Here is a 13,854-nt window from a genome sequence, read left to right on the forward strand (position 1 = left end):
TTGATAATCCTTCGGAATTATCAACAATTCAACACCCTAAAATTATTATTATGTAAGAATTAAAAATAAATATAGTAACTTTGAAAAACTAGACTAGTGCTTTTCATAGGAGCCGTTGTTGTGGTGCGTTTTATTCTGTCATTTGTTTAATTTTTACTAAATCAATTTTTCCTTCAAATATTGTGTCGGTTATATTTCCAACTCTATTTGCAAGAAGATAATGAGGTATATAGGTTGTGCTTTTTCCAACTGAATGATTTACTTCTTTGAAATATGTATCAAAATCTTTGTAATCATCTGTCAAACTGATATATATGGATTCCTTTGAGATTAAGTTTGTTTATTTTGGCAATCCACCTTTTTTCTTCTTCAGGCTCATCATCTAGTCCATTTGCTATGAATATAACGTTTAATTTTTCGCCATATTCTTTATAAATACTTCTCAATATTGGTGCATCTTTTTCCAATCTTTCAAAGTCAAATCTAGTATTGAAATATATAAAACTAGGTTTATTTTTAAATTTAGTAATCTTTAATATGTCTTGATATTTATTGAACTGATTTTCATCTATTTCTAAAATTTCTATTTTTTTATTCTCATTTAAATGAGTGTAATAGAAAGCAACTATGTAATTCCGAAAAGTGTAAATACTAAAGAATAACATAAATATTATAAAAAGAAGATTACTTTTCTTGATTTTCATTTCGTTTTTTTAATGCACCACAACGGTCTCGTATAACCGTCAGTTACGGGATTAAAGTTAATGATTTTCGGTTAAGCACTGACGTTAGCAATTCCGAGTGGATTCGGACGTAGTCGAATCCACCGTAATTGCGGTTATACATCTTAAGTTAGCAATTGTTTAACTTTAGTAATAAAAACCAGAAAGAAAAAAGCGTAGAGTAAGGTTATGATATACGTTGAAACCTAGATTTCGTCAACATTGATAATCCCTACGCTTTACTACTTTAAATTCGTTCAGTTCTGTGAGACCAAGATCTCGATTTCAAGTTGTTGAATTGATAGTAGTTATTTTTCTTTCCAATCCTTTTTTCTTATGAGTAAAAATAAACAATTTTTAGGAATCGATGTAAGTAAAGATGTTTTAGATGTGTATGATTATCAAGGTAATTGGTATCAGTTTAAAAATGATTCATCAGGCTTTAAAGAGCTGTTGTTAATCACAAGTGATTTAACTCATTGTATAATGGAAGCCACAGGGTATTATCATGTACGATTAGCTTATTTTTTAACAGAAAAAGGAGTTTTGGTATCAGTAGAAAATCCGTTGAAGATAAAACGTTTTATTCAAATGAATTTATCAAAAGTAAAGACGGATAAGAGTGATGCAAAGCAGCTATATAATTATGGTGTAAGTCAAGCCCCTTCTATATGGAAAGGAGAAAGCAAGGAACAACAAGAATGTTTACAAATAGTACGTTTGTTGAGTGTTTATACGAAACAATCTACTCAATTAAAGAATAAGCTTCATGGCGAATCAGTATTAGGAACTCCATCAAAATTGGTAGTTAGTTCCTTAAAAAGGCAACTAAAAAATATACAAAAAGAGATGGTTAAATTAGAAGATTTGTTGCTAGAGAATGTAAAAAAGAGCTATCAAGAAGAATTGACTTTATTAAAGTCAATTCCAGGAATAGGGGGTAAAACAGCATTAATGTTATTAGTTTTTACCGATGGATTTAAGCGCTTTACTTCGGCAAAGGAGCTGTGCAGTTACGCAGGTATAACTCCTGTTATTAGAGAGTCAGGCAGTAGTATAAAAGGAAGACCTCGAATAAGTAAAATGGGTAATCCAAAGCTTAGAAATTTATTGTTTATGTGTAGTTTTAATGCTTGTAAATACAACAAAACATGTAGAGAACTTTATGACCGAATTGTAGCTAAGGGTAAGAGTAAAAAACTTGCTTTAATAGCGGTGTGTAATAAGCTACTAAAACAAGCTTTTGCAATAGTAAAAAGTGGTTTGCCTTATGATGCAAATTATAAAAGTACTTTGGTTTAAAAAAGTATAAAATTTACTTGTTTTTTACCTCAGTTCTTTGTTGTAAGTAGTGCTTTTTTTATTCAGTTTGGTTTTCAGAAGTTTCTTATTTAGTTTAAATGTGAGCGTTGGCAAGACATACTCTTTTGCAATTTTTGGTGTAGCGTTGGCTTTAGCGAATTGCAAATGTGTATGGCTTATGCGGTGGCTTCTTCCACAATCTTTATTTCTTCTTTTGTCAAACCGTACAATTCATAAACCATTTGGTCTATTTCTCTTTCGACTTCGCTTATTTGTTTTATTAAATTAAACGCTTCATTTTTTTTATCATCAAATACTTCCATCCATTCGATTTCATCCGATTTACTAAGTTTTTCTCCGCCAAATTTTTTAATTGCTTTATTAAGTTCTTTTATAAATCCGCCAAACTCTAATTCGTTCCAGTTTTCCAACTTTTTTGAAAATTTTTCAATTCTGTAACTTCGTGATAAATACTTTAAAAATCTTTCATTGTGATTTGATAGTTTAGAGTTTAACTCCAACGCATTTTTAGTTAATGATATTAATTGGCTCTTTTCTTTTGTAATTATAGGTAAATTGCTAATGTAATCTGTTTTATAAAGGAAGTAACCGCCATTAATCATACTACTCGTATTTCTGATATAAAAATCTGAAAGTTTAGAATTTAATATACCTAAAATCTGAATTAGGGAAATCTCTTTTTTAATCTCTATTCCATAAACATTTTGATTAAAATAATTTGAACCTGTTGCATATGTGAATGAAGGTGAAATTGAGGTATGAGAAGTAATGAGTTTATCAACTTCTAAAAATCTCATTTCTCTTGCTCTGTGAAAACCATACCATTCTAATGGATTTGTTTTGTACTTCTTTCTTAAGTTAATCAAGAACTCTTTATGCATAGACAAGTAATTAAATGCCAATGGATAGTTTTGTTCTAACTTTTTTAAACTAAGAAGTTTCTGCTCATTATTTAAGAATATATAAGGGTAAATAATTACGTAGTCGCTTGTTGGTAAAGCATAACGCTTAATATTGTTTCCTTTAATAATGCTCTTTGTTATATTTTTTTCTATCAAAAACTTGTTATTATCAAGTTGATTTTTTACCAAAATTTTGTCGTCTTGTTCTTCAATTACTTCTAAGTAATAAATTTTATCACTACCTGGAATTACTCCTTGAGAAATGTTCAATGCAATATCGGATAGTTTTTTAAAACCTCTTAACCTATTAAGCAAGGTTAATTCAGCCTCATTTTTAAATTCCCAATTGTTTTTTATTGAAGAATAACTAACTTTGATAAAGTCATCATTTTTAAGAAAATCTAAATTTTCTGATATGTAGATTGGCTTTTTATCTGTATATTCTTTGTAAAGAATACTATCGGTTACTTTTTTTTCTAAAAAAAAGATTGCAGTGTATGTTGTCGCACCTTGAAATATATCTATATCTGAAAAAGAAATAATTTTATTTAGGTATTGAGTAGATTCAAAAACATTTTTTAAACCCTTTCCAAAATCTGCATTAATAAATCTATGAGGTTGTATAAAAGACAATAAACCTCTTTCTGTTAAAAGCTCAATACTCAATTCATTGAAGAGAACATAAATGTCAAATTTTCCTGTTGCTGATTTATAATGTTCTTCAAAATATACGACACTATTTTTATCTAAATTTTGAACTCTAACATAAGGCGGATTTCCAATAATTACATCAAAGCCACCTTTTGCAAAAACTTCTGGAAATTCGTTTTGCCAATTAAATGCTTTTTCACCTGCAACAGTTGGGTCGTCAATTAAACTGTTACCACATTTTATATTATTATTTAAAGACGTTAGTTTTCTCCCTTTTTGAGCAGTTCGTAACCAAAGCGAAAGTTTTGCAATTTCAACACTTTCTTCGTTAATATCTACTCCGTAAATATTATTTTCTAAAATTGCGTTTTCCACTTCGCTCAATACCATTGCATCTCCAAACAATTTGGCTTGCAATTCGTCAATGTATTGATGTTCAGCAATTAGAAATTCCAACGCTTGGTTTAAAAAAGCACCACTTCCACAAGCTGGGTCACAAATGGTAATTTTCAATAACCATTTTCTATAATCTTCTAATTTTTGAGATAGTTTTTTTAAGGTTGCTTTTTGTCTTCCCTTACGTTCTTTTTCGTATTCGGCTTCTTGAATATCGAGTTCGGTTTTCTTTTCCTCACAAAGTTTGCCAACAGTATTATCTACTATGTATTTGGTAATATATTTTGGTGTGTAGAAAACACCGTCTTTTTTACGCTTGGTTTTGCTTTGTTCGGACTTAACTCCTTGAATTTCTGCTTGTATTTCGTCAATGTCGTTTAACGAATGTTCAAAGATATGTCCGAGTATATTTACGCTTACTTCACTCTCAAAATCGTAGTTGCTTAAATTTATCGTGTGTTTATGAAGTAAATCGTCATTGATTTTGATGTTGTCTAAAATCTCGTCTGGCGCAAAAAGGCCACCGTTGTAGGCAAAAATATCGTGTTGTTGTCCTTTGTGTCCTGTGTTCATATAACCGAAATATTTTTTAAATCGGTCATATAGAGGAAAATACTCATCGTATTTATCTCGTAAGTCAGTCCATTGGTTTACGATAGAACGAATAGAATTTGGTGGCAATAATAATCTATCTTCAGCAAAAAAGATAAATAGAAAACGGTCAAGTAATTTCTGCGTTTTTTTGAATAATGTTAGTTTGTCGTATTCGGGATTTTCTTTTTGAATGGCATCAAAAATCTCATTTCTGAAAGAAGCGTAATCTTTGTATAATTTTTTGGTTACGTTTTCTTCCTGCGTTAAAGATTCGTCTTTAATCTTTTTCGGAATGTCTTTTAAAAGATATTCTGATGAAAGGCAAAGCCAAAGAATGTCAAAACGTTCTTTTGAAAGCTGAAATAAATTAAATTCCTCAAAGTCAACTGCGTTGTCAATGTAAAATCGCAACTTCTCAAAGTTGGAAGTAATTACATAATTACAACCAGGTTGGTTGTTTTTATATCCAAATGCTTGGGTTTCTACTTTGCTTAAATCGGTTGTATTTGTTCCTTTTAGTTCAATTACTGCAAGTGCTTTTTCTCCTTTTAAAATTGCTCCATCAGTTTTTTTTGAACCTTTTATATTTTTTAATTCCGTTGTGAGATTAAATTCAGGCGTTGGGTTTTTAACGTAACCTAAAACATTTACAAAAAGGTCAATCAGAAATTCGCCTTGATATTGTTCCTCTTTGGAATTTCTTATGTTTTCTTGAATGGTCGGATTATGGAAATGGCTTGTAAATCGCTCGTAAGCTTGATTGACTTTTTCGGACTCCAATCCTTTTAAATATTTGTTTAGAACAGAGTTCTGAAATAAGCTCATAAAATTTTAATCTTTTTTCTCAAATTTAATATTATTCCGAGCGTTGGCAAGAAACAGCTCTTTTATTTTTTTCAGCGTTGGCTTTTCGCATTGGCAAAAAAATAAATGTGCTGTTTGAGCGTTGGCTTTTTTAGTTCAAATGTTCAATTTCAGCACGATTTCCGCATTACTTACAACGGTCTCGGCTATGAGCAGTTGGGGATTTTATGCCCTAACTTTTCGGTTTAGCACTGACCTTTGTTTTATGTTTATACTTTCGTTTTATCACTTTAGTCCCAATTGCTTATAGCCATTGTTGTGCGTTCGTATTTTTAGTTCTTTATAGGTGTACAAATTTCAATTAAAAATCCATTATTATCTAAAACATACCCCACTTTCTGTCCCCAGGGTTTTTCTACAAGTGGTTCAAATTCAGTTGCACCTGCATCAATCGCTTTCTTAAAATCCGTTTCGATATTTTCTGTTGTAAATGCCATTTCTACTCCGAACGGCTTTTTTGACTTATCTATTTTTTCAAATCCTTTCTTGAAATTTGAAATTCCAAGTTCAAAAGAAGCAAAGGCGATTGTTGTTTCTCCTGAAATCAATTCTCCGTAGTCGTTTTCAGGCGTTACAAATTTCTTTTCAAAGCCAAATGCTCTTTTATAAAATTCAATCGTTTCGACTACGTTTTCAACGTAAATTATCGTGTAAGCGTATTGCATATTAATTTATTGTTTTTAAAGTTTTTTTCCATTTTCGCACTCTACTTCTGGCGTTTTTATACGGTGAAGAAGTGTTGAACTGTATCATTTTTCCTTTTGTCCATTTGTCGTACCAAGCATTTTCATAAAGTTCTTTGTTCGTATTACTTTCAATCAACTTGAGGATTTTATCTACGGTTTGGTCTAATTTATTCAGCAAATCGGAATAGTCAAGATTTTCATAATCTGAATAGAATTTTTGTGCAAGTTTCCCCAATTCATTCCATTTATACCCTGTTTCGGGAAAATCAACTTTTTCTCCGTTTTCTTTTTTGTGATTCCATTTTAATACCAATTCTCCCCAGCCAATGAGATAAGCAACCAAATCGGAAATACTCATTTTCGTTTCTTTGGCGTGTCCATCGAGTTCTTTTTCTTTGGTTAATTCCGTTGGAATAGTTTCCAAGTCCTTTTTCAGTTTGGAATAGTTGTTTTTGATTTCAAAAATCAATTCTTCTTTGTTTTTTGGAATTGCCATTTGTTGGTTTTGGTTATATGACGCACAACGGTTTTGTATATGATGCGTTGCGTGGTTCAGCACGTAATTTAGCAAATAAAAACCGAATAGAAAATCCGCTTGGATTTTCGTAAGTAGGCTCTCACAAGCAATGGATTATATACGTTGTTAGCAAATGTTATTTTCCTCTAAAATAACTCAACTGTCTGTAAACAACTAAATTATTTTGATTTATCCATTCAGTCAATAATTCCAATTCAAATGTTTTTTTTGAAGATTCATTTATAATTTGAACAGAATTATTTCCAAATTCGTCTTCTTTTTGATTATAGAATTTAAAACCATATTTTTCTAATTCAGTATTTAATTCGACAATTTGAGTTTCCGATATTTTCAGATTACGAGTCTTTCCAAATTCTTTTTCTTCTTTAAGATATAGAGTGTCCAAAATATAGTCAAAACCCTTGGCAACAACATTATTCCAATCCTCAACATAAATTTGATAATAGTTTCTTAATTTTCCGTTTTTTTCACGCAAATTGAAAAAACCACAACCAACAGTTATTGTGTCACAACCGTTTTTTATAACTTCTCTCAATGAAATATCAAATTCGTTGTCAAAAGCATTATAAGTTGGTGAAGGTTTACAACTAATTATATTAATTAGAAAAACTATGAGAACACCTATTTTCAATATTGAGGTTCTATTTTTCATTAAAATAATTAAGTTTCAATTCGCAATTTTTTTCAGTCTGTTTGGGTTCCACAATATTTGCTAACGTGTTTGTATATGGTTTGTTGCGTGGTTAAGCAACTAAGTTAACAAATAAAAACCGAATAGAAAATCCGCGAGGATTTTCGTAAGTAGGCTAGAACTAGCAATAAATTATATACAGTGTTGTGCGCAGTTTTTATTCCTTTCCCAATGATTTGTTTTCCTTATCTCTAATGAGATAAACGCTAATTAAAATTAATAATCCACCGATTGCATACCAAACTGTAAATTTCTCTTTGTCCAAAATTCCCCAAATTACCGCAACGACTGGTAATAAAAGTGAAATGGTACTTACAAAAACCGCAGAGGTATCTTGAACAAGTTTGAAAAACAAAAACATTACCAAAGTAGTGCTAATGACGGTTAGAAAGACTAAATAGCCTAGAGCCGTTAAAGTTTCATTTTGGCTGTAATCAAAGTCTGTAAAAAAACCTGAAAAACTTAAAATAAAAAGAGAGGGCACCATCCAAATAGTGTAAATACCTGTTGATATATCTGTCGATTTTATGTGATGTAATTTTTTTTCAATAATGAGTGCGGCAACGGCATAAAGTGCCGAACCTATAACTAATAAAACCGTATAATAAAGATGATTTTGGCCATTTTCTGAATTGGAAGAGTAAACTAAAATGATAGCACCTATAAATCCAATTATTGCACCAGCATATTGAATAACTTTATTTCTGATTCCAAACAGAATTGCTCCTAAAACGAGTGTGAATATTGGGTCTAATGCATTTATGATGCCTGCCAATGAGCTACTTACGCCTTGTTGTGCAATAGGAAAAATAAAGACCACTAAAAAGTTACCAAATAATCCTGATAGAGCAATCCAAAAAACGTCCTTTTTTGACATTCTTTTCAAAGCTGGGAATCCAATAAATGACAAAAGCAAGCCTGACAATCCTGCCCTAAAAGCTCCGATTTGATATGGGTCAAATACTGGTAGTATTTTTTTTATGAGTATAAAAGAAGAACCCCAGATTACAGCAATAAAGATGAGTAGAAAATATTTATTTTGAATGAATTGCCTCATAAAATGTCTCTGTTTATTTAATTCGACAAATTTAATATTTGGATTTTTATAAAATCATTCAATCAAGTATTTTTTATTGACTTTCATCGATTTTTTAAATTGCGCCCAACGTGTTTGGCTATGGTTTCGTTGCGTGAAAATCCGCGAGGATTTTCCGCCGTAAACCGAAGATAGCAAATTTGCGAGGACTTTCCACAAGGAAAGTCAGAAGCAATGAACTATAGCCGGTGTTGGCAATAGTATTTTTTATTTCTTGGAATTGCTATAAGTAATTAAAATTATTATTAAAGCTAATACTAATAATCCAATAATTCCATTCAGATAAGAATCTTCTTTTAAAAACTCTTTAAATTTTTTATTTGATTTCCAAATCCTTGAAATTAGCCAACGTATTCCAGCTCCAGGATATCTGAATATCAAAATTATAATTGTCTCAAAAATAATTTCCATATTTAATTTAAGCTTGGTAATTCATTAATGTAAGATTTTCCGTCAATAGAGTAAAATTCCAATTCAGTCGGCATTTGGTCAGTTCCGAAGAGTGAGATTCCAACTAATTCTCCATTTTTACCTTTTCCCGTATAATCAATTATTAAATTTCCTTTTTGAATTTCCGAGTCAAATGTTTTTCCAAACATTATAGTCGGACATTTTCCGCAACCACATCTCGCAATAACTTTAAGACTTTCGATTAATTTAGTCCATTCCGATTTTTCTTTACCAAAAAGATAAGTAAGAAATTCAATTTCCGATTTTGTCAATTCTCTTTTATCTGGAATGCTATATTTCATCAATCAAATTTTTCGTTTTAACGTTCCGTTATATTATTGCCAACGGTTTAGGCTAAGAGTAGTTGCGTGGGTTAGCACTTAATTTTGCAAGTACACACCAGACTGAAAATCCGCGAGGATTTTCAGAAGTAGGCGAGAACAAGCAATTACTTATAGCCATTGTTAGCGGTTCGTACTTTTTTCTTTTAATTTTATTTGGTCAATTATTGTTCGTAAATCTCCTTTGCCCCAATATTTAAACAATCTTATCAAGCTCGTAATTAGCCATACTAAAGCAGCAATTGTCAGAAAAATAAATAGAGCTTTCCAAGTGTCTTTGGTCAGTCCTAGAAAATCTTTAAAATCAGCAGTACAAAAAGTCGTAATAAAAGCAACCAACAAACCAAAAGGTGTCCACCAATCTCTTTTTGAAGTCAAAATTTCTTTAGTTTTAATTAGAACCAATTCAATTTTGTCCGATGTAGTTATAATAATTTCCTGTTCAACGTTTTTATGAACAGTCATATTTTTTGAAAACTCATCGTTCAAGTCAATATTCAATCCATTATTTTGGTCAGCATTATTTTCCATCTTCTTGCTCCTTTTTTTCCTCTTTCGGCAACAATTTCAATGCACCTAAAGCGTGTTGGCTAACAAAACCGCAATTTTCGCATATTATAGCAGCAGTTGGAATACTTGGACCTCCTAAAGAGACATTTTTTAAGTCTTGTATGAAATTATTAAAATATCCTTCAGCTAATGAAAATTTATTGTGATTACACATTGGACATTTCAATTGTGGTGCTTTTTGGCTTAAAGCATTTACAATTCGTTTTTTTTCTTCTTCTGATAACATAATTATTAATGTTCGTTGTTTTGTATGACCGCTAACGGTTTTGGCTATGATTTCGTTACGGAATGGCACGTGAGTGTCATTCCGACGTTGACCGAAAGATAGCAAAAATGAATGGAATTTCCGTGAGGAAATTCCGCCGTAATGAATTATAGCCGTTGTTAGCTTTTAGTGCTTTTATAATTCATTCCGTTTTTTGTTTTTTCGGTCAGCTTTTTATTCAGGTTTCTTTAATTTCTACGTTTAATTCATTCCAAAAACTTGCTCAAATTCCAACCGTTTTTTAATTCAGGTTTGAGTGCGCAATTCCAGCGTTGTTTTTCTGGTTCCGATTGCGCAAACAAGCTAAAAAGTCAAGCGTAATTCAATTCAGAGTTTGAGTGAGCAATTCCGCTGTTGTTTTTCATTTCACGTTTGAGTGATAATTCCAAAAAATTTTGAAATTCCGCACACAGTTTTTCTGATTTATCTGGCTTAAAATTCTAAAAAAAAATCGAAAAATAAACCAGGCTTTTTTCAAACCGCAAACTTGCTCCAGCATTAAAGCTAACGGTCTCGTATAACCGTCAGTTACGGAATTAAAGTTAATGATTTTCGGTTAAGCACTGACGTTAGCAATTCCGAGTGGATTCGGACGTAGTCGAATCCGCCGTAATTGCGGTTATACATTGTTACCCAACGTTTTTTTTTATTCGTAAAGTTCATTAATCGTTACGTTTTTTTCTTTTTTTAGATGCTTGCTAACGAGTTGATTGTAGCAATTCAGATTATCATAAACCATACATCCAAGGTCAAAATTTTCTATTCCGTATTCTTTTATATTTTCCGACAAATTTCCCGAGCCGACTAATCCGCTCGAAAAATATTTCAGTTCATCATTAGCTAAATCAGTTGCAAATCGGTCAGTTATTTTTTCACAATCCAATTCGTGATATTCAGTCAATATTTTTTCAGTCCTTTTCATTCCAAAATAGTCCAAGGTCAGTTGAGTTGTCAGAGTGACAAATAAAATACCAATTCCGAGTGCAGTTAAATTCAATAATTTGCTTTTTGTCTTTAAATGTTTTGGCAGAAAAATAAACGTGATTAATAAAATCGCCAATATTGCTGGAAAGTAAAATTCGTGATAAAAGAACTCATACATTTTACTATAACTGAAAATCCCTAATCCTATTCCAATTAGAGTTAAAGTCAGAATTATGTTTTTCAGTTTTGCGTGCATTTTTGCTCAAATGTTGGGTAACGGTTTTGTGTATGGTTAGTTGCGTGTTTAAGCAACTAATTTAGTAAACAAAAACGAACGCGAGAAAATTCCGAAGGAATTTTCCAAATAGGCAACGACCAAAGCAATTAATTATACACGGTGTTGCCAGTAGTTTTTATTTCATTCGTTCAATTAAAATCGGATAAAACTTATTAAAGTTTGGATATTTATTTTTGTTATTTTCATATTCTTTTAAAATTCCTACGATATTTTCTACCAATGAAAATCCAATAGATTTTTCATAATCTAAAAGTTCTTTAGCTTTTTCTGTTCCAAAATTTTTCTCTGTTATTCTTATAGTTGTTGCTCTTATCAAAAGTTCGTTAAAAACATATTTCCATTCGCTATAACCCTCGTTTTCTCCAGTTTTCTTTAAACTTTCAGTATAATATTTTTCTTTAAGATTCTCTATTTCATTGTGATATTTTACCATTAAGGGATTTACGAATGAATGACCGAATTCGTGTAAAATCAAATCCATTTCAAGAAATTCCTTTTCAAAATAAGGAATATGTTCAATTTCGCCATTTGGTCCAATTATAGCATAAACTTCTTTTTTTCCATTTTCTACGAATTCCGCATTAAAACCTCCTGAATGAACTAATGGTGAAAGAATTAAATTATATGAACCCAATTCAGTTCCGTAATAACTTTCTAAATATGTTGGAAGCTCTTGAATAGATTTGGATTCTTTTACTTGATTAATAACCTTTTCATTCAATGGTTTTATTTCAGTTAAATATTCTTGAAATAATGAATCTTGATTGAAAGAAATAAACTCTTTTTTGAAATTTTCAATAAGATAATCGCTTTCGCTTTCAATAAAAGGATATGGTTCTGCTACTTCTCTCACTTTATTTAATTCAGGAAATTTTCCGAACTGTAAAGCCCAGTCAGTAACTTTATAAAAATTAAATCCGTGTTTTTTAGATAATGTGTCAAATAAAACCACTGCTTTATGATTCTTCAGAGCATCGAGTTTTTTTCTCAACTTTGATTTATAAAGATTATCGTGATTACTAACTAAAAAGTAATTGTCTAAAAATGCTATTGAATAGATTGTCTCAATCCTTTCGTCAATTGTAATGTTTAATTCTGATTTTTGTCCGATACTTTTTAATGAAGCTAAAAGTAGAATTAGTAAAATAGTTTTTTTCATTAATTGTGTTTTCAAATAAAGACTAATTTTGTTTCAAATAGTTACAGTTTCTCAAATTACTGGCAACGGTCTCGTATAACCGTCAGTTACGGATTAATATGCGTTAATTTTCGGTTTGGCACTGACTTTAGCAATTCCGAGTGGATTCGGACGTAGTCGAATCCGCCGTAATTGCGGTTATACATCTTAAGTTAGCAATTGTTTAACTTTAGTAATAAAAACCAGAAAGAAAAAAGCGTAGAGTAAGGTTATGATATACGTTGAAACCTAGATTTCGTCAACATTGATAATCCCTACGCTTTACTACTTTAAATTCGTTCAGTTCTGTGAGACCAAGATCTCGATTTCAAGTTGTTGAATTGATAGTAGTTATTTTTCTTTCCAATCCTTTTTTCTTATGAGTAAAAATAAACAATTTTTAGGAATCGATGTAAGTAAAGATGTTTTAGATGTGTATGATTATCAAGGTAATTGGTATCAGTTTAAAAATGATTCATCAGGCTTTAAAGAGCTGTTGTTAATCACAAGTGATTTAACTCATTGTATAATGGAAGCCACAGGGTATTATCATGTACGATTAGCTTATTTTTTAACAGAAAAAGGAGTTTTGGTATCAGTAGAAAATCCGTTGAAGATAAAACGTTTTATTCAAATGAATTTATCAAAAGTAAAGACGGATAAGAGTGATGCAAAGCAGCTATATAATTATGGTGTAAGTCAAGCCCCTTCTATATGGAAAGGAGAAAGCAAGGAACAACAAGAATGTTTACAAATAGTACGTTTGTTGAGTGTTTATACGAAACAATCTACTCAATTAAAGAATAAGCTTCATGGCGAATCAGTATTAGGAACTCCATCAAAATTGGTAGTTAGTTCCTTAAAAAGGCAACTAAAAAATATACAAAAAGAGATGGTTAAATTAGAAGATTTGTTGCTAGAGAATGTAAAAAAGAGCTATCAAGAAGAATTGACTTTATTAAAGTCAATTCCAGGAATAGGGGGTAAAACAGCATTAATGTTATTAGTTTTTACCGATGGATTTAAGCGCTTTACTTCGGCAAAGGAGCTGTGCAGTTACGCAGGTATAACTCCTGTTATTAGAGAGTCAGGCAGTAGTATAAAAGGAAGACCTCGAATAAGTAAAATGGGTAATCCAAAGCTTAGAAATTTATTGTTTATGTGTAGTTTTAATGCTTGTAAATACAACAAAACATGTAGAGAACTTTATGACCGAATTGTAGCTAAGGGTAAGAGTAAAAAACTTGCTTTAATAGCGGTGTGTAATAAGCTACTAAAACAAGCTTTTGCAATAGTAAAAAGTGGTTTGCCTTATGATGCAAATTATAAAAGTACTTTGGTTTAAAAAAGTATAAAATTTACTTGT

The 13,854-nt window shown here is 30.9% G+C and carries 14 protein-coding genes; 2 read left to right on the top strand and 12 right to left on the bottom strand.

Features of this window, described 5'->3' with window-relative positions; all coding sequences use genetic code 11:
- Positions 1-130: 130 nt before the first annotated feature.
- Positions 131-304, bottom strand: coding sequence for a hypothetical protein (locus tag AC3VI6_RS08980; RefSeq protein WP_497705925.1), 174 nt, complete (start codon positions 302-304; stop codon positions 131-133).
- Entirely contained in the window at positions 294-704 is a 411-nt protein-coding gene (locus tag AC3VI6_RS08985; RefSeq protein WP_497705926.1) for a hypothetical protein, read from the bottom strand. Before AC3VI6_RS08985 ends, AC3VI6_RS08980 begins: the two co-directional genes overlap by 11 nt.
- A gap of 354 nt (positions 705-1,058) precedes the next feature.
- On the opposite strand from AC3VI6_RS08985, the gene AC3VI6_RS08990 reads away from it, so the two are divergent.
- Positions 1,059-2,024 carry an IS110 family RNA-guided transposase gene (locus AC3VI6_RS08990; RefSeq protein ID WP_497705913.1) on the top strand — a complete coding sequence of 322 codons (966 nt, stop codon included), beginning with the start codon at positions 1,059-1,061 and terminating at the stop codon, positions 2,022-2,024.
- Positions 2,025-2,200: 176 nt separating this feature from the next.
- Here AC3VI6_RS08990 and AC3VI6_RS08995 read toward each other — a convergent pair whose 3' ends face one another.
- The 10 genes from AC3VI6_RS08995 to AC3VI6_RS09040 form a co-directional block, all read right to left on the bottom strand.
- Positions 2,201-5,413, bottom strand: a complete 3,213-nt coding sequence (locus tag AC3VI6_RS08995; protein WP_497705927.1) for an Eco57I restriction-modification methylase domain-containing protein — start codon at positions 5,411-5,413, stop codon at positions 2,201-2,203.
- 311 nt (positions 5,414-5,724) lie between these two features.
- Entirely contained in the window at positions 5,725-6,117 is a 393-nt protein-coding gene (locus tag AC3VI6_RS09000) for a VOC family protein (protein WP_068483073.1), read from the bottom strand.
- A 1-nt stretch (position 6,118) separates the two neighbouring features.
- Positions 6,119-6,634 (bottom strand): ClbS/DfsB family four-helix bundle protein, encoded by a 516-nt coding sequence (locus AC3VI6_RS09005; RefSeq protein WP_068483076.1) that lies wholly within the window; start codon positions 6,632-6,634, stop codon positions 6,119-6,121.
- A 157-nt stretch (positions 6,635-6,791) separates the two neighbouring features.
- A complete protein-coding gene (locus AC3VI6_RS09010; protein ID WP_497705928.1) occupies positions 6,792-7,328 on the bottom strand; it encodes a hypothetical protein in 537 nt (178 codons plus the stop codon).
- A 196-nt stretch (positions 7,329-7,524) separates the two neighbouring features.
- The gene (locus tag AC3VI6_RS09015; protein WP_497705929.1) at positions 7,525-8,424 is read right to left on the bottom strand and encodes a DMT family transporter; all 900 of its coding nucleotides are present in this window, start codon (positions 8,422-8,424) and stop codon (positions 7,525-7,527) included.
- Positions 8,425-8,876: 452 nt separating this feature from the next.
- The gene (locus tag AC3VI6_RS09020) at positions 8,877-9,215 is read right to left on the bottom strand and encodes a hypothetical protein (protein WP_497705930.1); all 339 of its coding nucleotides are present in this window, start codon (positions 9,213-9,215) and stop codon (positions 8,877-8,879) included.
- 162 nt (positions 9,216-9,377) lie between these two features.
- Entirely contained in the window at positions 9,378-9,785 is a 408-nt protein-coding gene (locus AC3VI6_RS09025; RefSeq protein ID WP_497705931.1) for a hypothetical protein, read from the bottom strand.
- Positions 9,775-10,050 (bottom strand): hypothetical protein, encoded by a 276-nt coding sequence (locus tag AC3VI6_RS09030; protein WP_497705932.1) that lies wholly within the window; start codon positions 10,048-10,050, stop codon positions 9,775-9,777. Before AC3VI6_RS09030 ends, AC3VI6_RS09025 begins: the two co-directional genes overlap by 11 nt.
- Positions 10,051-10,735: 685 nt before the next feature.
- Positions 10,736-11,269, bottom strand: a complete 534-nt coding sequence (locus AC3VI6_RS09035; RefSeq protein WP_520436163.1) for a hypothetical protein — start codon at positions 11,267-11,269, stop codon at positions 10,736-10,738.
- A 157-nt stretch (positions 11,270-11,426) separates the two neighbouring features.
- A complete protein-coding gene (locus AC3VI6_RS09040; RefSeq protein WP_497705405.1) occupies positions 11,427-12,470 on the bottom strand; it encodes a DUF4932 domain-containing protein in 1,044 nt (347 codons plus the stop codon).
- Positions 12,471-12,867: 397 nt separating this feature from the next.
- Between AC3VI6_RS09040 and AC3VI6_RS09045 the strand changes: the two genes are divergently transcribed.
- Complete coding sequence (locus tag AC3VI6_RS09045; protein WP_497705913.1) at positions 12,868-13,833, top strand: IS110 family RNA-guided transposase; 966 nt, start codon at positions 12,868-12,870, stop codon at positions 13,831-13,833.
- The last annotated feature ends 21 nt before the right edge of the window (positions 13,834-13,854 follow it).

It is taken from the genome of Tenacibaculum sp. TB-56 (genome assembly GCF_059716275.2).

Bases quoted from the DNA above. Each gene is read 5' to 3' on its own strand.
- AC3VI6_RS09000 (WP_068483073.1), bottom strand. From the start codon at position 6,117: ATGCAATACGCTTACACGATAATTTACGTTGAAAACGTAGTCGAAACG.
- AC3VI6_RS08995 (WP_497705927.1), bottom strand. From the start codon at position 5,413: ATGAGCTTATTTCAGAACTCTGTTCTAAACAAATATTTAAAAGGATTG.
- AC3VI6_RS09010 (WP_497705928.1), bottom strand. From the start codon at position 7,328: ATGAAAAATAGAACCTCAATATTGAAAATAGGTGTTCTCATAGTTTTT.
- AC3VI6_RS09020 (WP_497705930.1), bottom strand. From the start codon at position 9,215: ATGAAATATAGCATTCCAGATAAAAGAGAATTGACAAAATCGGAAATT.
- AC3VI6_RS09030 (WP_497705932.1), bottom strand. From the start codon at position 10,050: ATGTTATCAGAAGAAGAAAAAAAACGAATTGTAAATGCTTTAAGCCAA.
- AC3VI6_RS09025 (WP_497705931.1), bottom strand. From the start codon at position 9,785: ATGGAAAATAATGCTGACCAAAATAATGGATTGAATATTGACTTGAAC.
- AC3VI6_RS08990 (WP_497705913.1), top strand. From the start codon at position 1,059: ATGAGTAAAAATAAACAATTTTTAGGAATCGATGTAAGTAAAGATGTT.
- AC3VI6_RS09005 (WP_068483076.1), bottom strand. From the start codon at position 6,634: ATGGCAATTCCAAAAAACAAAGAAGAATTGATTTTTGAAATCAAAAAC.
- AC3VI6_RS09040 (WP_497705405.1), bottom strand. From the start codon at position 12,470: ATGAAAAAAACTATTTTACTAATTCTACTTTTAGCTTCATTAAAAAGT.
- AC3VI6_RS09045 (WP_497705913.1), top strand. From the start codon at position 12,868: ATGAGTAAAAATAAACAATTTTTAGGAATCGATGTAAGTAAAGATGTT.
- AC3VI6_RS09035 (WP_520436163.1), bottom strand. From the start codon at position 11,269: ATGCACGCAAAACTGAAAAACATAATTCTGACTTTAACTCTAATTGGA.
- AC3VI6_RS08985 (WP_497705926.1), bottom strand. From the start codon at position 704: ATGAAAATCAAGAAAAGTAATCTTCTTTTTATAATATTTATGTTATTC.
- AC3VI6_RS09015 (WP_497705929.1), bottom strand. From the start codon at position 8,424: ATGAGGCAATTCATTCAAAATAAATATTTTCTACTCATCTTTATTGCT.